3 protein-coding genes are annotated in these 21,531 nt (G+C 72.0%); all 3 read left to right on the forward strand.

The features are described from left to right. Positions 1-12: 12 nt before the first annotated feature. The 3 genes from hemA to ACFY30_RS05380 all read left to right on the forward strand — a co-directional run bounded on the left by hemA (position 13) and on the right by ACFY30_RS05380 (position 21,522). Positions 13-1,281, forward strand: coding sequence for a 5-aminolevulinate synthase (gene hemA / locus ACFY30_RS05370; protein WP_390843822.1), 1,269 nt, complete (start codon positions 13-15; stop codon positions 1,279-1,281). 17 nt (positions 1,282-1,298) lie between these two features. Then, positions 1,299-2,819 (forward strand): long-chain fatty acid--CoA ligase, encoded by a 1,521-nt coding sequence (locus ACFY30_RS05375; protein ID WP_390843823.1) that lies wholly within the window; start codon positions 1,299-1,301, stop codon positions 2,817-2,819. Between the two features lie 106 nt (positions 2,820-2,925). Then, positions 2,926-21,522 carry an SDR family NAD(P)-dependent oxidoreductase gene (locus ACFY30_RS05380; RefSeq protein WP_390843824.1) on the forward strand — a complete coding sequence of 6,199 codons (18,597 nt, stop codon included), beginning with the start codon at positions 2,926-2,928 and terminating at the stop codon, positions 21,520-21,522. Positions 21,523-21,531: the final 9 nt, after the last annotated feature.

The raw sequence follows: 21,531 nt of genomic DNA on the forward strand, positions 1-21,531 counted from the left end.
GAAGGCGAGTGAATGAACGTTCACCTGGCATCGTACCTGAGTGGGACATCCGCTGACGATCTTGCTGGAAGCAGGCGTGAGTTCCTGGAGATCGGCCGTCGTTCCGGTGATTACCCCATGGCCACTGCGCGGCGCGACGGGGTGGATTCGGAAGTGAGCGTCTGGTGCAGCAACGACTATCTGGGAATGGGCCAGAACCGTCAGGCCATCGCGGCCATGCAAGCCGCGATAGATACCCATGGCGTAGGCTCCGGAGGTTCCCGGAACATCGGTGGAACCAACCATTATCACGTCCTTCTCGAAAATGAGCTGGCGGATCTGCACGGCAAGGAATCCGCTCTCCTTTTCACATCGGGATACACGGCCAACGAGGGATCCCTCAGCGTGCTGGCGGGGCTGCCGAAAGACACCGTCGTGTTTTCCGATGCGAAGAACCACGCCTCGATCATCGACGGTCTCCGGCACAGTGGCGCGAAGAAGCACATCTTCAGGCACAACGACGTCGCCCACCTGGAAGAACTGATCGCGGCGGCTCCCGCCGACTGCCCGAAGCTCATCGTCGTGGAATCGGTCTATTCCATGTCGGGCAACGTCGCGCCGCTCGCCGAGATTGCCGACATCGCGGACAAGTACGGTGCCACGACCTTCATCGACGAGGTCCACGCGGTCGGCATGTACGGCCCGCAGGGCGCCGGCATCGCCGCGCGGGAAGGCATCGCCGACCGGTTCACGGTCGTGATGGGTACCTTGGCGAAGGGGTACGGGACGGTCGGCGGCTACATCGCGGGGCCGGCGGCCCTCGTGGACGCGGTGCGGACCTATTCGCGCTCGTTCGTCTTCACCACCTCGCCGCCGCCGGCGGTCGCGGCCGCTGCGCTGGCGTCGGTTCAGTACCTGCGGTCCTCGGATGTCGAGCGAAAGGCTCTCTCGGAGAACGCGCGGCTTCTGCACAGCCTTCTGACCGCGGCCGACATCCCGTTCATCTCGACGGACTCCCATATCGTCGCGGCCTTCGTCGGTGATGACGATCTGTGCAAGCGGGCGTCCCAGCTGCTGTTCGAGCAGCACGGGATCTACGTCCAGTCCATCAACGCCCCCAGCGTGCCCCACGGCGAGGAGATCCTGCGGATCGCTCCGTCCGCCGTGCACGACCACAAGGATGTCGAGACCTTCGCCGACGCCCTTCACGGGATCTGGAAGGAACTGAACATCCCGACCGCGAGCGCCCGGGACCGGTCCACGTCCGATCTCCGCGGTCGCGGCGCCCGCACCGCCGGATGACCATGTCCGTTGCAGGCGTGCTCGCCGACACGGCGGCGCGGCGACCCGACCACTCGGCCGTGATCCACGAGTCCGAGCACGTCACCTACGGGTGGCTGTGGGAACAGGCACGTCGCTACGCCGCCGTGCTGCGAGCCAACGGGGTACGGCCGGGAGACCGGGTCGCCATGCTCCTGGTCGACACCCCGCGGTTTCCCGTCGTGTACTTCGGCGTGCTGGCGGCCGGCGCCGTCGCGGTCCCGCTGAACGTCATGTCGACCGCGTCGGAGATCGATCACGTACTGACCGACGCCGACGCCCGATTTCTGGTGTGCGCCGCCTCCTTGCTCGCCCAGGCGAGAGAGGCGGCGGAGCCGCTCGGCACGGTGCTCCTCACCGTCGGCCCGGGCCCCGCGGGCACTGTCGACCTGGAGAGCGCGGCACAGGACACGGCGCCGATCGACGACTGCGCGGTGCGGGAACCCGACGACGTCGCGGTCGTGTTCTACACGTCCGGTACGACGGGTGAGCCGAAAGGGGTGATGCTCACCCACCGGAACATTCTGTACAACGTCGAGAGGATGGTCACCACTCCGTACATGTTCCGGAGTGACGACGTACTGCTCGGGTGTCTGCCGCTGTCGCACGGCTTCGGCCAGATCTGCGGCATGCTGACCGGCTTCCGCGCCGGTATATCCATCGTCATGATGCCGAGGTTCTCCGGGCGGGAGGCCCTGGCGCTGATGACGGAACACCGCTGCACGGTGTTCATGGGCGTGCCGACCATGTATGTCAAGTTGCTCGACGCCGTGGCCCGGGGAGAGCAGGTTCCTCGACTCGACCGCGTGTACAGCGGGGGATCGGCGCTTCCGGTCAGGACCCTCGAAGAGGTCCGCAGCACGTTCGGATGTCCTGTGTACGAGGGCTACGGGATGACCGAGACCTCCTGCAGCGTCGCATATCACTATCCGGGCGTGACTTTTCGGTCCGGAACAGTCGGTGTTCCGATCACCGGCATCACCGTCGGTATAGCCCGGCCGAATGCCGACCGGATCGATCTCCTGCCGGCCGGTGAGGTGGGCGAGATCGTGGTGCGCGGTCCGAACGTCATGGCCGGATATCTCGGTCGCCCGGACATCACCGCCGAGGTGTTGACCGACGGCTGGTTCCTCACCGGCGATCTCGGCAGGCTGGACGCCGACGGCTACCTTTCGGTCGTGGGCCGTAAGAAGGACTTGATTCTTCGCGGCGGCTACAACGTCTATCCGCGCGAAATCGAGGAGATCCTCGTCGGGCATCCGGCCGTGGCGCAGGTGGCGGTCATCGGTGTTCCGCACCCTGAACTCGGTGAGGAGGTCTGGGCGATTGTCGTGCCTGCCCGGCCGGAGGACGTCACCGCTGGATCGGATGACGAGATCATCGAATGGGGCAAACAGCGTCTCGCCGCATATAAGTACCCCCGGCGAGTCGAGTTCACCGACGCTCTCCCACTGGGAACCAGCGGAAAAGTTCTCAAACGGATGCTCGTCTCGAAATACGAGCCGGCCGTCAGCTCGTAACCGCACCCGAAACAGAATCACATCGGCATAGCACCCGCGGCACGGCTGCGGGTGCTATGCCCCCGCTCAGGCATCGTACGTAACAATAGGTAGGGCGTACTCGACCATGGTTGAATTCCAAGCTGACACGTCGATATCGACCGAGGCGATCGCCATCGTCGGTATGTCCTGCCGACTGCCGCACGCGGAGAACCCCGCGCACCTGTGGCAGCTGCTGCGCGACGGCCGCAGTGCGATCGGCGCGCCCCCGGCAGGCCGCCCCGAACTGCCCTCCCGGCCGGGAGGCTATCTCCAGGACGTCAGCGGCTTTGACGCAGGCTTCTTCGGCATCAGTCCGCGTGAGGCGTCGTCGATGGATCCGCAGCAGCGGCTGATGCTCGAGCTCGCCTGGGAGGCACTGGAGGACGCCAGGATCCTCCCCTCCGATCTTGCCGACAGCCGGACCGGTGTCTTCGTTGGCGTCATCGCCGACGACTATGCCGCCCTCACGCGCCGGCACGGGGGCGAAGGCATCACCCGCCACACCCTGACCGGTCTCAACCGCGGCGTCATTGCCAACCGGATCTCCTACACCCTGGGCCTGCACGGACCGAGTGCGGCCGTGGACACCGGCCAGTCCTCCTCACTGGTCGCCGTGCACCTGGCAGTCGAGAGCCTGCGCCGCGGCGAGTCCACCATGGCCGTCGCCGGCGGTGTCAACCTCAACCTGGTGCCGGACAGCACCACCAGCGCCGAACGGTTCGGCGCACTGTCACCGGACGGCCTCAGCTTCACTTTCGACGCGCGGGCGAACGGATATGTACGCGGTGAGGGTGGCGCGTTCGTCGTGCTCAAGCCGCTGCACGCCGCCGTGGCAGACGGCGACCCGGTCTACTGCGTGCTGCGCGGCAGCGCGATGAACAACGACGGGACCACCGAGGGTCTCACCGTCCCGAGCCCGGCCGGCCAGCGCGATGTCCTGCGGCAGGCGTACAAGCGTGCCAACGTGCCCGCGGAGCAGGTGCAGTACGTCGAACTGCACGGCACGGGTACCAGGCTGGGCGACCCGATCGAGGCGTCGGCTCTGGGCGCGGTGCTCGGTGACGGCCGCGTGGACGGAGCCGAGCTGCGGGTCGGATCGGTGAAGACCAACGTCGGACACCTCGAGGGTGCCGCCGGCATCGTGGGCCTGCTGAAGGCGGCGCTCTGCATCCGTCACCGCGAGCTCGTGCCGAGCCTGAACTTCGAAACCCCCAACCCGGACATTCCGTTCGACGAGTTGAAGCTCGCCGTACAGCGCGGCGTCGAGGCATGGCCGCGGCCGGACGAGCCGCTCTACGCAGGTGTCAGCTCCTTCGGTGTGGGCGGTACGAACTGCCACGTCGTGCTGTCGGACTGGCGCACCGAGTCGGCCGCGGCGCAGGAGCCGCCTGGCGCCGCGTCCGGCTCGGGTGCGGTGCCGTGGGTGGTGTCGGGCAGGTCGGCTGAGGCTGTGGCCGGTCAGGCAGGGCGGCTCGTGTCGTTCCTGGAGGAGCGGCCGGGGCTGGATGCCGCGGCGGTGGGTCGCTCGCTCGCGGTGTCCCGTGCTCGTTTCGATCACCGTGCCGTGGTTGTGGGGGAGACGCGCGAGGAACTGCTGGCGGGTGTTCGGGCGTTGGCCGCGGGTGTGCCTGCGGCTGGTGTGGTGACGGGTCGTGCGGGCCCGGGTGGTGCGGGTAAGACGGTGTTCGTGTTCCCGGGTCAGGGTTCGCAGTGGCAGGGCATGGCTCTGGAACTGTTCGAGTCCTCTCCGGTGTTCGCCGCGCGGCTGGTGGAGTGTGAGCGGGCGCTGGTGCCGTTCACGCGCTGGTCGCTGCTGGAGGTCCTGCGTGGTGCGGAGGGTGCGCCCGGTTTCGACCGGGTGGATGTGGTGCAGCCGGCGTTGTGGGCGGTGATGGTGTCGCTGGCGGCACTGTGGCGTTCGGTGGGTGTCGAGCCGGATGCGGTGGTCGGTCACTCGCAGGGTGAGATCGCGGCGGCCGTGGTGTCGGGGGCGTTGTCGCTGGACGACGCGGCGAAGGTCGTGGCGTTGCGCAGCCGGGCGATCGTGAAGCTGGCGGGTACGGGCGGGATGGTGTCGGTGGCTCTGCCGGCCGACGAGGTCCGCGAGCTCATCACCCGCTGGGACGGCGCGATCGACATCGCCGCACACAACGGCCCCGCGAGCACGGTCGTTTCCGGCGACCCGGAGGCCCTGGCCGACCTCGTCGCCCACAGTGAGGCCGAGGGATACCGCGCCCGCGCCGTTGCGGTCGACTACGCCTCCCACTCCGCCCACGTCGACCTGCTGAAGGACGAGCTGCGGGAGCTGTTGGCCGACGTCACGCCGCGTACCGGTGACATCAGGTTCTTCTCCACCGTCACCGGGCAGCCGCTGAACGGTGAGGAGTTGGACGGCGGGTACTGGTTCCGCAACCTCCGCCGGACCGTCCGGCTGGAAGAGGCCACCCGTGCTCTGCTCGGCGACGGGCATCACGTCTTCATCGAGGTCAGTGCCCACCCGGTGCTCACCTCGGCCCTCGGCGACACGGCCGACGAGGCCGGCGTCGGCGGCACTGTCGTCGTCGGATCGCTGCGGCGCGACGACGGTGGACAGGATCGTTTCCTGACCTCGGTCGCAGAGGCGCACGCAGGCGGTGTGGAGGTGGACTGGGAGCGCTTCCTGCCGGGTTCCGGTCTGGTGGATCTGCCCACGTACGCCTTCCAGCGTGAGCGCTTCTGGCTGGAAGGTCCGGCGACCGGGCCGGTCCAGGTCCGGACCGCCGCGGCGCAGCGGAGCGGTCCGAAGCGGTCCGCGCCGCGCGGCGACGAGCTGGAGCTGGTGCGTGCGCACGTGGCAGCGGTGCTCGGCCACGGATCGGCGCGCGACGTGGACATCGACACGACCTTCAAGGACCTGGGCTTCGACTCCGTCTCCTCCGTCGAGCTCCGGAACGCGCTGAACAGGGCCACCGGGCTGTCGCTGCCCTCCGGCCTCCTTTTCAACCACCCGACCCCGGCCGTACTCGCCGAACACCTCAGTGGTCAGCTCCTCGGCCTGGACCAGGGCCGGGATGACGACGACGACGAGGCCACAGCCGTTGACGAGCCGATCGCCATCGTGGGCATGGCATGCCGGCTGCCGGGAGGGGTCGCCTCTCCCGAGGACCTGTGGCGTCTGGTCAGCAGCGAGGCCGACGCGGTCGGCGGATTCCCGACCAACCGGGGCTGGGACCTCGATGCGCTCTTCACCCCCGATCCGGACAGCCCCGGCACGACCTACGCCACCCAAGGTGGTTTCCTGCACGACGCGGACCGGTTCGATGCCGAGTTCTTCGGCATCAGTCCCCGCGAGGCGGCGGCGATGGAGCCCCAGCAGCGGCTGCTGCTGGAGACGGCCTGGGAGGCCTTCGAGCAGGCGGGCATCGACCCCGCCGCGCTGCGCGGCACCCGCACCGGTGTGTACGTGGGCGCGACGGCACAGGAGTACGGGCCGCGGCTGCACGAGCCGTCCGGCGGATACGACGGCTACCTGCTGACGGGCAACACCGCCAGTGTGGCCTCGGGCCGACTGGCCTACACCTTCGGTCTCGAGGGCCCGGCGGTCACGGTCGACACCGCCTGTTCGTCCTCGCTCGTCGCGCTCCACCTCGCCGCGCAGTCGCTGCGCCAGGGCGAGTCCTCCGTGGCCGTCGCCGGCGGTGTGACCGTCATGGCCACGCCCGGCATGTTCGTGGAGTTCTCCCGGCAGCGCGGGCTGTCGCCGGACGGGCGCTGCAAGGCGTTCTCGTCGTCGGCGGACGGTACGGGCTGGGCCGAGGGCGTGGGTCTGCTGGTGCTGGAGCGGCTGTCGGACGCGGAGCGCAACGGGCACCAGGTGCTCGCGGTGATCCGTGGGTCCGCCGTGAACCAGGATGGTGCGAGCAACGGTCTGGCGGCCCCGAACGGGCCTTCGCAGGAGCGGGTCATCCGCGCCGCGCTGGCCAACGCCCGCCTGTCGGCGTCCGAGGTGGACGCGGTGGAGGCGCACGGCACGGGCACCAGGCTCGGCGACCCGATCGAGGCGCAGGCGCTGCTGGCCACCTACGGCCAGGACCGCGCGGAGCCGCTCCGGCTCGGCTCGCTGAAGTCGAACATCGGTCACACGCAGGCCGCGGCGGGTGTCGCGGGCGTGATCAAGATGGTCATGGCCATGCGTCACGGGGTGCTCCCGGCGACACTGCACGTGGACGAGCCGACCTCGCACGTCGATTGGTCGGCCGGCGCGGTGGAACTGCTGACGCAGGCCCAGCAGTGGCCGGAGCTCGATCGTCCGCGCCGGGCGGGCATCTCGTCCTTCGGCATCAGCGGTACCAACGCCCACCTCATCGTCGAGCAGGTCACGGAGATCGAAGCTCCGGTGGCGGAGCTGTCGGTGCCGGGGCCGGTGCCGTGGGTGGTGTCGGGCAGGTCGGGGGCCGCTCTGTCGGAGCAGGCGGATCGGCTGGTGTCGTTCCTGGAGGAGCGGCCAGAGCTGGACGTCGTGGCCGTGGGCCGTTCGCTGGCCGTGTCGCGTGCCCGTTTCGATCACCGTGCGGTGGTCGTGGGGGAGACCCGTGAGGAACTCCTCGACGCTCTGCGGGCGCTGACCCCGGGCGAGGCCGTCTCGGCCGGTCCGGTGGCGTTCCTGTTCTCCGGGCAGGGCAGTCAGCGTGTGGGCATGGGCCGTGAGCTGCATGCGGCCGAGCCGGTGTTCGCGGCCGCGTTCGACGAGGTTGTCGGGGCGCTGGACGTCCACTTGGACCGTTCGCTCGCCGGGGTGATCGAGGGCGAGCCGGAGCTGCTCCAGCGGACGGTGTTCACCCAGCCGGCGTTGTTCGCGGTCGAGGTGGCCCTGTTCCGTCTGCTGTCTCATTACGGGGTGACCCCGGACTATCTGGTGGGTCATTCGGTGGGCGAGCTGGCGGCGGCCCATGTGGCGGGTGTCCTGTCGCTCGAGGACGCCGCGCGTCTGGTGTGTGCGCGGGCGCGTCTGATGGAGGGTGTTGCCGAGGGCGGGGCGATGGTTGCCCTGAACGCGGGTGAAGCGCGCGTCGTCGGGTGGCTCGAGGGCCGTTCCGGTGTGGATGTGGCCGGGTACAACAGCCCTGCCGGCACCGTGATCTCGGGTGACGAGACGGCAGTGCTCGACGTCCTGGAGCTGGCTCGCGGGGAGGGTGTGAAGGCGACGCGGCTGAAAGTGAGCCACGCTTTCCACTCCGCGCACCTGGACGGAATGCTGGCGGAGCTCACCGAGGTCGCCCGGACCCTGACCCACTCGGCTCCCCGGATCCCGGTCGTTTCGAATGTCACCGGTGAGGTGGTCGAGGAGTTCACTGCCGAGTACTGGGCTGTTCAGGCCCGTTCGGCGGTGCGTTTCGCCGACGGCATCGCCACGCTGGCCGGCCTCGGTGTGACGGCGTTCGTGGAGCTGGGTCCCGACGGGACGCTCGCGCATCTGACGGGCGAGTGCCTGGCCGACACCGACGGCGTCGTCGTCGTTCCGGTGCTGCGCAAGGACCGTGCCGAGAAGCGTTCCCTCCTCGCCGCCCTGGGCGCTGTGCACGCACAGGGTGTGGCCGTGGACTGGGAGCGGGTCCTGCCGGGTTCCGGTGTGGTGGAGCTGCCGACGTACGCCTTCCAGCGGGAGCGTTTCTGGCTGGATGCCCCGCGTTCCGGTGACGCGGCGGGTCTGGGGCTGACGGCTGTGGATCATCCGTTGCTGGCTGCGGTGATCACGGAGCCCGATGGTGATGCGGTGCAGTTCTCGGCTTCGGTGTCGTTGTCCTCGCATCCGTGGCTGGCCGATCACACGATCGGTGGGACGGTCCTGGTCCCGGGGACGGCGTTCCTGGAGCTCGCGGGCACCGCGGCCGAGCAGCTGGGTTGCACCACCGTCGAGGAACTCACCCTCCAGACACCCCTGTTCCTCTCGGAGGAGACGGGCGCTCAGCTGCGGCTGACCGTCGACCGGGCCGACGCGCGCGGCGATCGTCGGTTCACCGTGTACTCGCGGACCGGCGAAGAGCAGTGGACCCCCCACGCGGCCGGCCTGCTCACGTCCGCCGTCCCCTCGCCGGGCGTTTCCCTGGACCAGTGGCCCCCGGCCGGTGGCACCCCCATCCCGCTGGAGGGCGTCTACGACCGCCTCGGCGACCTGGGCTACGGCTACGGGCCGGCCTTCCACGGCCTGCGCGCCGCCTGGCGCGCCGGTGACGACCTCTTCGCCGAGGTCGCCCTGCCCGACCGGCTCCACACCGAAGCCGCGCGCTTCGGTGTGCACCCCGCCGTCCTCGACGCGGTTCTGCACCCGCTCGTGCTCGTGCTGGAGGACGCGGCCCCGGCGCTGGACGACGGCACGATCCGTCTGCCGTTCTCCTTCTCGGGCTTCGTGCTGCACGCGGTCGGTGCCACGGTGTTGCGCGTCCGCTGGACCCGTACCGGCCAGGACACCGCCCGTCTCGCTCTCGCCGACGGCGCCGGCGCTCCGGTGGCGGCCGTCGAGTCGGTCGCCCTGCGGCCGATCGCCCGCGATCAGCTCGCCGTTGCCGGCCCGGCCGTGGAGTCCCTGTACCGGGTGGCCTGGGAGCCCGTCCCGGCGGCCGAGCCGGTCGCCGGCCTGCGGTGGGTCCGGCTGGGTGAGGCGCCCCACGCCGACCTCGCCGCGCTCGGCGCCGCGCTCGACGCCGGATCCGCCGTACCGGAGTTCGTGGTGATCGGCGAGCAGGAGCTCGTCGAGGACACCACCGGTGACGTACTCGACCGGACCCACGCCACGGCGGCGCGCGGGCTGGAGGCGGTGCGGGAATGGCTGGCCGCCCCGCAGTTCGCGGACAGCCGCCTCGTGCTCGTCGTCCCGGACGGCGCGCTGCACACGGCCCCGCTCGTGGGCCTGATCCGTACCGCGCAGACCGAACAGCCCGACCGACTGGTCCTCGCCCACGTGGACGAGGGCGGTCTGGAGCTGCTTCCTGCCGTGCTGGCATCGGGTGAGCCTGAGGTGGCGGTGCGGGGCGGCGAGCTGCTCGTGCCGCGTCTGACACGCGCCGCGGGTGTCGTGGCGGGTGCGGTGGAGGATCTGGATCCGGAGGGCACGGTCCTGGTGACCGGCGCTCTGGGTACGCTGGGCCGTCTGGTGGCGCGCCGGCTGGTGACGCATCACGGTGCGCGGCACCTGCTGCTGGTGTCGCGTCGCGGTGGTGAGACCCCGGGGGCCGCCGAGTTCGTGGCGGAGCTGGCGGAGTCGGGCGCGCGGGCTCGGGTGGCGGCCTGCGACGTGTCGGACTTCGACGCGCTGGCGGGTCTGCTGGACGAGGTCGCGGTCGAGCGTCCGCTGACTGCCGTGGTGCATACGGCGGGTGTCCTGGACGACACGACGGTCGCCTCGCTGTCGGCCGGTCAGCTGGAGCGGGTGATGCGTCCGAAGGTGGACGCGGCCTGGAACCTCCACCGCCTCACCCAGTCCCACGGCCTCGCCTCGTTCGTCATGTTCTCGTCCATCGCGGGTCTCATGGGCAACGCCGGCCAGGCCAACTACGCGGCCGCGAACACCTTCCTCGACGCCCTCGCGCAGCACCGCCGCGCCCGGAACCTGCCCGCCACCTCCCTCGCGTGGAGCCTGTGGGACAGCGCCGACGGCATGGCCGCAACCCTCGCCGACGCCGACGCCGCGCGGTGGAAGCGGAGCGGAATCGTCCCGCTGACCGCGGACCTGGGTCTCGATCTGTTCGACGCGGTGCTCGCCTCGGCGGAGCCGCTGCTGGTCCCCGCCGAACTCGACCTGGGCGCCCTGCGCGCCCGGGCCGCGGAGAACACGCTCCCCGAGCTGTTCACCGGTCTGGTGCGCGTCCGCCGACGGCAGGCGGCCGGCGCCGCCCGCGGCGCCGACTCGTCGTGGGTCCAGGGGCTGATCGCGCTGGCCGCCGAGGAGCGGGCGCAGGCCGTACTCCGGACCGTACGGGAGAGCGTGGGGCTGGTCCTCGGGCACGGGGCCGACGCCGGCATCGACCCGGCCAAGGCCTTCATGGACATCGGCTTCGACTCCCTCACGGGTGTCGAACTGCGCAACCGGCTCAACTCGGTGACCGGGCTGCGCCTGCCCACCACCCTCGTGTTCGACCACCCGTCGCCCCAGGCGGTGGCGGACTTCCTGCTGGACCGGCTCGACGCGAGCGGAACGGCCCTCGTCCCGTCGGTGGCCGCCCACGCCCCGGGACCGGACGAGCCGATCGCCGTGGTCGGTATGGGGTGCCGCTACCCGGGCGGGGTCTCCTCGCCGGAGGGCCTGTGGCGGCTCGTGGCGGAGGGCCGGGACGCGGTCGACGAGTTCCCGTCCGACCGCGGCTGGGACGTGGAAGGCCTCTTCGACCCGGACCCCGACAAGACCGGCAAGTCGTACACGCGCAAGGGCGGATTCCTCTACGAGGCCGCCGAGTTCGATGCCGAGTTCTTCGGTCTCAGTCCGCGTGAGGCGACCGCGACCGACCCGCAGCAGCGTGTGCTGCTGGAGGTCGCCTGGGAGGCGCTGGAGCGTGCGGGAGTCGACCCCGCCTCGCTGCGCGGCTCCTCGACCGGTGTCTACGCGGGTGTGATGTACAACGACTACGGGTCGCGGCTCGGGAGTGCTCCGGAGGGCTTCGAGGGGCATCTGCTGACGGGCACGATCTCGAGTGTCCTGTCGGGCCGGGTGGCTTACACGTTCGGTTTCGAGGGGCCGGCGGTGACGCTGGACACGGCGTGTTCCTCGTCGCTGGTGGCGGTGCACCTGGCCGCTCAGGCGCTGCGCCAGGGCGAGTGCTCGATGGCACTGGCCGGCGGTGTCACCGTGATGTCCACGCCGACGACCTTCGTCGAGTTCTCGCGTCAGCGTGGTCTGTCGCCGGACGGGACCTGCAAGTCGTTCGCCGCTTCGGCGGACGGCACGGGCTGGGCCGAGGGCGCGGGCATGCTGGTGCTGGAGCGGCTGTCGGACGCTCAGCGGCTCGGGCACGAGATCCTTGGTGTGATCCGTGGTTCCGCGGTCAACCAGGACGGTGCGAGCAACGGCCTCACCGCCCCCAACGGGCCCTCGCAGGAACGCGTCATCCGCCAGGCCCTCGCCAACGCCCGCCTCGCTCCGCACGAGGTGGACGCGGTCGAGGCGCATGGCACCGGTACCCGGCTCGGTGACCCGATCGAGGCCAACGCGCTGCTGGCCACCTACGGCCAGGACCGCGAAGAGCCGCTGCGTCTGGGATCGATCAAGTCGAACATCGGTCACACGCAGGCCGCCGCGGGTGTCGCGGGCATCATCAAGATGCTGATGGCGATGCGCAACGGGGAGCTTCCGCCGACGCTGCACGTGGACGAGCCGACACCGCACGTCGACTGGTCGACGGGTGCGGTGGAGCTGGTCACCGAGCGTCGGCCGTGGCCGGAGGTGGCGCGTCCGCGTCGCGCGGCCGTGTCCTCGTTCGGTATCAGCGGTACGAACGCGCATGTGGTCCTGGAGCAGGGCCCGGAGCCGGTCGTGGCCGGTGAGCCGGTGGTGGCGGGGCTTCCGCTGGTGGTCTCGGCGAAGAGCGAGGCGGCCCTGGCGGCGCGTGCCGGCCAGCTGCGCGAGCTGCTGGCCTCGGAGATCGCCGACCCGGCGCGGGTGGCTTCGGCTCTCGCGACCCGGGTCCCGCACCTCCCCTTCCGGGCGACGGTTTCCGGCGCCGGCCGGGACGAGCTGTTGGCGGGTCTCGAGGCGCTGGCCTCGGGCGGGTCCGCGCCGAACCTGGTGCAGGGCGCGGTCACGGGCCCGGGTGGTGCGGGTAAGACGGTGTTCGTGTTCCCGGGTCAGGGTTCGCAGTGGCAGGGCATGGCTCTGGAACTGTTCGAGTCCTCTCCGGTGTTCGCCGCGCGGCTGGTGGAGTGTGAGCGGGCGCTGGTGCCGTTCACGCGCTGGTCGCTGCTGGAGGTCCTGCGTGGTGCGGAGGGTGCGCCCGGTTTCGACCGGGTGGATGTGGTGCAGCCGGCGTTGTGGGCGGTGATGGTGTCGCTGGCGGCACTGTGGCGTTCGGTGGGTGTCGAGCCGGATGCGGTGGTCGGTCACTCGCAGGGTGAGATCGCGGCGGCCGTGGTGTCGGGGGCGTTGTCGCTGGACGACGCGGCGAAGGTCGTGGCGTTGCGCAGCCGGGCGATCGTGAAGCTGGCGGGTACGGGCGGGATGGTGTCGGTGGCTCTGCCGGCCGACGAGGTCCGCAAGCTCATCACCCGCTGGGACGGCGCGATCGACATCGCCGCACACAACGGCCCGCGTTCCGTGGTGGTCGCCGGAGGGGGGACCGCTCTCGAGGAGCTGGTCGCCCACTGCAAGGACAACAACGTGCGCGCCAAGCGCATCCCGGTCGACTACGCCTCCCACTCCGCGCACGTCGAAAGCCTGCGGGACGAACTTCTCGACGCCCTGTCCTCGCTCACCCCGCGCGCCGTCAAGGTGCCCTTCCTCTCCACCGTCACCGGGCAGCCGCTGGACGGCACGGAGCTCGACGGCTCGTACTGGTTCCGCAACCTCCGCCGCACCGTCCAGCTGGAGGAGGCCACCCGGACCCTGCTCGACCAGGGCCACCGCGTCTTCATCGAGGCCAGCGCCCACCCGGTGCTGACCGTCGCGCTCCAGGAGACGATCGACGACACGTCGTACGACAGTGCCGTCACCGTGCCCTCGCTCCACCGTGACGAGGGTGGACTCGACGACTTCCTCGCCTCCGCGGCGCAGGCCCACGTCTCGGGCGCCCCACTCGACTGGACCGCCGTGGTCGGCGGACCCGGTGCGGTCGTCGACCTGCCGACCTACCCCTTCCAGCGCCGGCGCCACTGGCTGGAGGGCCCGGCGACGGCCGGGGACGCTGGCGGGCTCGGCATGGCCGCCGAGCGGCACCCGCTCATCGGCGCCGCGCTCTGGACGGCCGACCAGGACAAGCTGGTCCTCAGCGGCAGGATCGCCCTGAACACGCAGCCCTGGCTGGCGGACCACGCCGTGGCCGGCACCGTGCTGCTCCCCGGCACCGCCTTCGTCGACCTCGCCATCCGGGCGGGTGACCACACGCGCCTCGACCAGCTCGACGAGCTGACCCTCCAGGCACCGCTGGTGCTGGCCGGCCGCGGCGGAGTACAGCTCCAGGTCGTGGTCGACGCTCCGGACGAGGAGGGCCGGCGCGCGCTGTCGGTCCACTCCCGCCCGGAACCCGAGTCCGACGACGCCGCGATCCACCCGTGGACCCTGCACGCCACCGGCGTACTGGGTCACGCGGAAGGGCGTGCGGCCGCACCGGCCGACACCGCCTGGCCCCCGGCCGGCGCCGAGCCGGTCGACCTGACGGCGGCGTACGACACGCTCGCCGAGCGGGGCTTCCAGTACGGACCCGCCTTCCAGGGCCTGCGGGCGCTGTGGCGCGCCGGCCGGGAGATGTTCGCCGAGGTCGCGCTCCCGAAGGACGTCCCCCCGGGCGAGTTCGGGATCCACCCGGCCCTCCTCGACGCCGCCCTGCACCCGCTGGCGCTCGCGGAGGACGGCCGCCTGGCGCTGCCGTTCGCCTGGACCGGCGTCCGGCTGCACGCGGTGAACGCCAGCGTGCTGCGTGTACGGATCACCCCGCAGGGCTCGGGTGCCGCCCTGTCCCTCGCCGACGCGAGCGGCGCCCCGATCGCGTCGGTGGGGACGCTCGGCCTGCGGGCCGTGGACCCCGCGCAGCTGGCCGGCTCGGGCACCCCCCGCCGGCCGCTGCTCCAGATGGAGTGGACGACCGCCCCGGAGGCCGCCCCGGCCGCCGGATGGGCCGTCCTCGACGACGCCGGCCACGGTCTGCCCGCCCCTCTGGGCAGCTACTCGGACCTCGCCGGCATGGTCGGAACCCCGCCGCTCGTCGTGGTCCCCTTCCCCGGCGAGGACGGCCCCCGCGCCGTGGCACACCGGGCTCTGCGGCTGGCCCAGGAGTGGCTCGCCGAGGAACGGTTCGCCGACTCACGCCTGGTCTTCGCGACCCGTGACGCGATCACCGCCCGCACGGAGGCCGGACTCGGCTCGGCTCCCGTCTGGGGGCTGGTGCGTACCGCCATGGCCGAGAACCCCGACCGGTTCGGCCTGCTGGACCTGACGGACTGGGACGTCTCCGAGGCCGAGCTCGGCCGTGCGCTGGCCGTACCGGACGCCCAGGTGAGCCTGCGCGACGGGGCACTGCTCGTACCGCGGCTGGTCAAGTCGCCCACGGCGGCGGGCGACACCGTGCCCGCCCTGAACCCCGAGGGCACCGTGCTCGTCACGGGCGCCACCGGCACCCTGGGCCGGCTGTTCGCCCGCCACCTCGTCGCCGAACACGGCGTACGGCACCTGCTGCTGGCGAGCCGCCGCGGCCGGGACGCGGCGGGCATGCCGGCGCTGGAGGCCGAACTCACGGCCCACGGAGCCGACGTGTCCGTGGTCGCCTGTGACACGGCCGACCGCAGGGCGGTCGCCGCGATGCTGGACGCGATCCCCTCGGAGCACCCGCTCACCGCGGTCCTGCACACCGCCGGCGTCCTCGACGACGGCACGCTGCACGCCCTCACGGCCGAGCAGCTCGACACCGTACTGAGCCCCAAGGTCGATGCCGCCCGGCACCTGCACGAGCTGACGGCCGACCTGGAACTGGACGCGTTCGTCCTGTTCTCCTCGCTGGCCGGTACGGTCGGCACCGCGGGACAGGCCAACTACGCTGCGGCCAACACCTATCTGGACGCCCTCGCGCACCACCGCCAGGCCCTGGGCCTGCCCGGTACGTCGCTGGCCTGGGGCCTGTGGGCCGAGGGCAGCGGGATGACCGGTCACCTGACCGACGCCGACCTCGCCCGCATGTCCCGGGGCGGCATCGCCCCCATCGGCAGCGAGCAGGGGCTGGCGCTGTTCGACGCGGCCCTCGCGACCCGTCGGCCGGTGCTCGTTCCGGCGCTGCTCGACTACACCGGACTGCGCGCACAGAGCGAGGACGGCACCCTGCCCGCGCTCTTCCACGGCCTGGTGCGCCCGGCGCGGCGCGCCGCCGTCGGCGAGCGGGCGGGCGGGAACTCCCTCCGGGAACGCCTGGCGCCCCTGGCCCTCCAGGACCAGGAGCGCGCGCTGCTGGAACTGGTCCGCGGCGTGGTGGCCTCCGTACTGGGGCACACCGACGCCGACCAGGTCGCGCCCGACCGGGCCTTCAGCGAGCTGGGCTTCGACTCGCTCAAGGCGGTGGAACTGCGCAACCGGCTGAACGCGGCCGCAGGTCTGAAGCTGCCCGCGACGCTGGTGTTCGACTACCCGAGCACGGTCGAGCTGGCCGGCTTCCTGCGGACCGAACTGCTCGGCCCGGCCGCCGCGGTGGCCGAGGCCGGACCGGTCGCCGGCGCCTCCGACGAGCCGATCGCGATCGTCGCGATGGCGTGCCGCTACCCGGGCGAGGTCAGCTCCCCGGAGGAGCTGTGGGCGCTGCTGTCCGACGAACGGGACGCCATCGGCCCGTTCCCGGACGACCGCGGCTGGGACCTGGACGGCCTGTTCGACGCGGACCCCGACCACGCGGGCACCTCGTACACCCGGCACGGCGGATTCCTCTACGAGGCTCCGCGGTTCGACCCCGAGCTCTTCGGGGTGAGCGCCCGGGAGGCCACCGCCATCGACCCGCAGCAGCGCCTGCTGCTGGAAATCTGCTGGGAGGCCTTCGAGCGCGCGGGCATCGACCCGACCTCCCTCAAGGGCAGCCAGACCGGTGTGTTCGCCGGTGTCATGGCCAACGACTACGCGGCACGCCTGAAGGACGCCCCCGAGGCCCTGGAGGGCTACCTGGCGGTCGGCAGCACGGTCAGTGTCGCCTCCGGCCGCGTCGCCTACACCTTCGGCCTGCAGGGACCGGCGATCACCGTCGACACCGCCTGCTCCTCCTCGCTCGTCTCCGTCCACCTCGCCGCGCAGGCGCTGCGGAACGGCGAATGCGGGCTGGCCCTGGCCGGCGGTGTGACCGTACTGGCCGCGCCCACCCTGTTCGTCGAGTTCAGCCGGCAGCGTGGCCTGGCACCGGACGGCCGGTGCAAGTCCTTCTCCGCGCAGGCGGACGGGGCGGCCTGGGCCGAAGGCGCCGGAATCCTCCTGCTGGAGCGGCTCTCCGACGCCCGGCGCAACGGCCGCCGGATCCTCGGTGTGATCCGCGCAACCGCCGTCAACCAGGACGGTGCGAGCAACGGCCTCACCGCCCCCAACGGCCTTTCCCAGGAGCGGGTGATCCGCCAAGCCCTGACCAACGCGGGCCTGACCACCGCGGACGTCGACGCGCTGGAGGCCCACGGCACCGGCACCACGCTGGGCGACCCGATCGAGGCCCGGGCCGTGCTCGCCACCTACGGGCAGGAGCGTACGTCGCCCCTCCTGATGGGCTCTCTGAAGTCCAACATCGGACACTCCCAGGCCGCCGCCGGTGTGGCCGGCGTCATCAAGATGGTCATGGCGATGCAGCACGGGGTGCTCCCCAGAAGCCTCCACATCGACGAGCCCAGCCCGCACGTGGACTGGTCCGCCGGCGAGGTGGAACTGCTCACCGAGGCGGTGCCGTGGCCCGAGTCCGAGCGGCCGCGCCGGGCAGGCGTGTCCTCCTTCGGTATCAGCGGTACCAACGCCCACGTCATCGTGGAGCAGCCGCCGGCCGAGGGGACGGTCCCGCCGGCCGAGCCGATGCCGGTCGTTCCGCTGCTGCTGTCCGCGCACAACGACGCGGCCCTGCTGGCGCAGGCCGACCAGGTGGGGGCGGCCCTCGCCGGCACCGCGCGGCCGGACCTGGCATCGACGGGCCGCACCTTGGCCGTCGGACGAGCCGGACTGCCGCACCGCGCCGTGGTGGTGGCCTCCACCGCCACCGAAGCGGTCGACGGATGCGCGGCACTGACCGTGCGGGGCACACCCGTGGACGGCCGTACTGCCTTCCTCTTCACCGGTCAGGGCAGCCAGCGACTCGGCATGGGCCGGGAGCTGTACACCGCCTACCCCGCCTATGCCGAGGCCCTGGACGCCGTATGCGAAGAGCTCGACCCGTGGCTGGAAGCGCCGCTGCTCGACGTCCTCTTCGGCGCTGACCCGGCGCCGCTGGACCGGACCGGCTTCACGCAGGCCGCCCTGTTCGCGACCGAGGTCGCGCTCTTCCGGCTCCTCGAAAGCTGGGGCGTACGGCCGGACTTCCTCGCGGGCCACTCCATCGGTGAGCTGGCCGCCGCGCACGTCGCCGGCGTCCTCTCACTGGCGGACGCGGCGCAGCTCGTCGCGGCCCGCGGCCGGCTGATGCAGGCACTGCCCGGCGGCGGCGCGATGCTCGCCGTGCAGGCCGCGGAGCAGGAGGTGCTGCCGCTGCTCGCCGGACGGGAGGACCTGCTGGACATCGCCGCCGTCAACGGCCCCACCTCCGTGGTGCTCTCGGGCGACGCGGAAGCCGTCGAGGCCATCGGGGCCGAACTCTCCGCCCAGGGACGCAAGACCAAGCGGCTGCGCGTCAGCCATGCCTTCCACTCCCCGCACATGGACGCGATGCTGGACGAATTCCAGACGGTCGCGAAGGGGCTCACGTTCACCGCGCCCACCCTCCCGATCGTCTCCACCCTGACCGGGCAGTTGGCCGGCGCCGAAGAACTGACCACGCCCGAGTACTGGGTCCGGCACGTCCGCCGGCCCGTGCGGTTCCTGGACGCGGCACGCGCCCTGGAGGCCGAAGGCGTACGGACCTTCCTGGAGCTCGGCCCGGACGGCGTGCTCAGCGCGATGGGGCAGGACTTCCTCGACGCGGGATCGCTCCTGGTCCCGGTGGTGCGCGGCGGGCGCCCCGAGCCGCACACCGCCGTCACCGCCCTGGCCCACGCCCACGTACGGGGCGTGCCGGTGGACTGGCGCGCACTGTTCGGCGAGAACGCCGGACCGGCCGCGGATCTGCCGACCTACCCCTTCCAGCGTCGGCGCTACTGGCTCGCGGAGGGGCCCGGCGGCGGCGACGTCGCCTCGGCCGGACTCGACTCCGCACGGCACCCGCTGCTCGGGGCCGCGGTTTTGCTCGCCGACTCCGACGGTGTCCTGTTCACCGGGCGGATCTCGGCCCGCAGCCACCCCTGGTTCGCCGACCATGCCGTCGCCGGCACCCTGCTGGTCCCGGGCACGGCCCTGGTGGAGCTCGCCCTCCACGCGGGCGCCGCGCTCGGCTGCGAGCGGCTGGAGGAACTCGCCCTCCAGGCACCCCTGGTCCTTCCCGACGAGGGCGCGCTCCAGCTCCAGATCACCGTCGGCGGCCCCGACCCGGACGGCCGCAGGCCCGTCGCCGTCCACTCGCGCGGGGACCGGGAAGGCGACGTCTGGAACCGGCACGCCACCGGAACCGTGGTGGCCGCCGTTCCCGGCGGCCCCGAACCCGACCTCGCGTCCTGGCCTCCGGCCGGCGCCGAACCCCAGCCGGTCGAGGACCTGTACGACCGCCTCGCCGACCGGGGCTACGGCTACGGCCCCGCCTTCCAGGGCCTCCGGGCGGCATGGCGCTCGGGCGAGGACCTCTACGCCGAGGTGCGGCTGTCCGTCGACCCCGATGGATTCGCCCTGCACCCGGCACTGTTCGACGCCGCGCTGCACGCACTGCTCCTGGAGGAGTCGGCCGAACTACGGCTGCCCTTCTCCTTCGGCGGCGTCCAGCTGACCGGGTCCCGGACCGGCACCCTGCGGGTCAAGCTGTCGCCCGGCCCGGACGGAACGGTCGCGGTCGGCATCGCCGACGAGACGGGCGCGCCGGTCGCCGGCGTCGCATCGCTCGCTCTGCGGGCCCTGCCGGCGGGGACCGCGCTGACCCGCTCCTCCGACCAGCACCTGTACGCGGTGGAGCGGGCCGCGGTGGAACTCGCCACCGGTGGCGACACGACCATCGTGGTCCTCGGCGAGGCCGACCTCGGACTCGTCGCCGACCACCACGCCGACCTCGCCGACCTGGCCGCCTCGACGGCGGACGGCGCGGCCGCACCCGACGTGGTCGTCCTTCCGGTACGCCCGGCCACTCCGCAGGAGACCGGCCGGGTCACGGAGGAGGTGCTGGCGGTACTGCGGCAGTGGCTCGCCGCCGACGCGTCGGCCGGAGCGCGGCTCGCCGTGGTCAGCACCGGCGAACTGGCGCACAGCGCGCTCTCCGGGCTGATGCGGACCGCCGCGTCGGAACACCCGGGACGTTTCCAGCACGTGATCACGGACGGCCTGCCGGCCGGCCGCGAGCTGCTGGCCGCGGCCCTGGCCGACCCCCGACCGCAGCTCGAACTGCACGAGGGACAGGCCTGCGTGACCCGGCTCGCCAAGGTCCCGTACCCGGTCCGGACCCCGGACGCCGACGACGCGTTCGACCCGGAGCACACGGTGCTGATCACCGGTGGCACCGGCGCCCTCGGAGCCCAGGTCGCCCGGCACCTGGTGACCGCCCGCGGCGCCCGTCGCCTGCTGCTCACCAGCCGGCGAGGCGGGGCGCAGGACCTGGTCGCCGAACTGACGGCGCTCGGCGCCGACGTACGGGTCGCGGCATGCGACGCGGCCGACCGTGACGCGCTGGCCGGGCTGCTCGCCTCGATCCCGGAGGAGCACCCGCTCACCGCGGTCGTGCACGCGGCCGGAGTCGTCGAGGACGCCACGCTGGAGGCCACCAGCCCGGAGAGCCTCTCCCGGGTCCTGCGGCCGAAGGTGGCAGCCGCCTGGAACCTGCACGAGCTGACCGCCGGACTGGAGCTGACGGACTTCGTCCTCTTCTCGTCCGTCGCCGGCCTGGTGGGCAACGGCGGACAGGCCGGCTACGCCGCCGGCAACACCTTCCTGGACGCCCTCGCCGAACACCGGCGCGCCGAGGGCCTGCCCGCCGTGTCCCTCGCCTGGGGTATGTGGCAGGACGGCATGGCGAACGACCTCGACCGCGCCGACCGGGCCCGGCTCGCACGCAACGGGATCCTGCCGATGCCGGCCGACCGGGCACTCGCGGCCCTCGACACGGCCCTGGCCGGAGCCGAGGCGTCACGAGCGGACGTCGCGGCGGCGACCCGACCGGTGCTCGCACCGGTGGCACTCGACCTCGCGGCACTGCGGAGCCTCGGGGACGCACTGCCCGAGCTGTACCGGGGCCTGGTGCGCACCGAGGGCCGCGCCGGCCGGCGTGCCTCCGCTCCGGCGGAGATCCCGCTGGCGCAGCGGCTCACGGGCCTGGACGTGGAGGAGCAGCAGCAGCTGCTGCTCGACCTCGTCAGGGAACAGGTCGGCATCGTCCTGGCCCACCCGGCCCCGCGGACGATCGACGTCCAGCGCGGACTGCTGGACCTGGGCTTCGACTCCCTCACCGCGGTCGAACTGCGCAACAGGCTGAACACCGTCACCGAACTGCGGTTGCCCAGCACGCTCGTCTTCGACCACCCGACCACTCAGGCCGTCGCCGAACACCTGCGGGGCGAGCTGGTCGGCGAAGCGGCAGACCCGGTCCAGGCGGCCCTGGACGCACTTGAGGCCGCGCTCTCGGCCGCCGGCCCGTCGGACGGCGACGGACCGGCAGGAACGTACGCCGCGCGACTGCGCGGCCTGCTTCGGACGGTGGACGGCGGCCCCGACGGCGCCGACCTCGACCTGGCGACCGACGACGAACTCTTCGCAGCACTTGACAACGAACTCGGCAGGTAGACATGAACA

This window comes from Streptomyces sp. NPDC000345 (genome assembly GCF_042898825.1).
GTDB lineage: Bacteria > Actinomycetota > Actinomycetes > Streptomycetales > Streptomycetaceae > Streptomyces.

Bases quoted from the DNA above. Each gene is read 5' to 3' on its own strand.
- ACFY30_RS05380 (WP_390843824.1), top strand. From the start codon at position 2,926: ATGGTTGAATTCCAAGCTGACACGTCGATATCGACCGAGGCGATCGCC.
- hemA (WP_390843822.1), top strand. From the start codon at position 13: ATGAACGTTCACCTGGCATCGTACCTGAGTGGGACATCCGCTGACGAT.